Source organism: Mesotoga sp. HF07.pep.5.2.highcov, from assembly GCF_003666285.1.
Taxonomy (GTDB): Bacteria; Thermotogota; Thermotogae; order Petrotogales; family Kosmotogaceae; genus Mesotoga; species Mesotoga prima.
Genome location: NZ_JFHJ01000087.1, coordinates 1 through 705 on the forward strand (window position 1 = coordinate 1; position 705 = coordinate 705).

Annotated in this window: 1 protein-coding gene; it reads left to right on the top strand. The window is 43.5% G+C overall.

The window, feature by feature from the left end:
- On the top strand, window positions 1–617 hold a 617-nt coding region (locus BG32_RS01540; RefSeq protein WP_121526293.1), incomplete at its 5' end, for a linear amide C-N hydrolase.
- Between the last annotated feature and the right edge of the window lie 88 nt (window positions 618–705).

A 705-nucleotide genomic window follows, 5' to 3' on the forward strand; every position in this document is an offset into this window, starting at 1 on the left:
AAGAAGTAAAATCGGCGCTAGATGATATCCGGGTGTACGGGCTTACCATTATGATAACGGAGTCTACTATGATGCCCCTTCACTATATTGTCTATGATGCGCATGGCGGATGCATTGTAATAGAATACGTTGATGGTGAGCTGAACATTCATGAAAATCCGCTTGGAGTAATTACAAACAATCCCACATTCGACTGGCATCTTCAGAATCTCTCGAACTACGTAAACCTGACTCCCGCAAACATCAAGAGTTCAAAGTTAGGTGATTTTGAAATTAGGGCAACGGGAAATGGAACTGGATTGCTTGGGCTTCCTGGGGACAACACATCTCCAAGCCGATTTGTGAGGGCCGCCTTCTATTCTCACGGAGAAGTGAAACCGGCTAATGCTGAATCGGCCGTCACACTAGCATGGCATATCCTCAACGCTCAGGATATTCCTGAAGGCCTCGTAGTCAATGAAGAGCTCGGAATAGTAATTTCAAGAGACATAGCTTACTGGTCGGCAGTAACGGATTTGACCAACAGAGTCTACTATTACAGAACTTACGAGGACTTGAACATAAGAAAAGTAGAGCTTGATAGAATTGATTTCTCAAGCGGGAACAAAAAATTTTAGAATATGAGCCACGAACAGAATTACACAGATGTGACTGACGCAATCAAGTGAAAAAACAGTCGTGAAGATTTCGAAGGGTTCCGAGGTT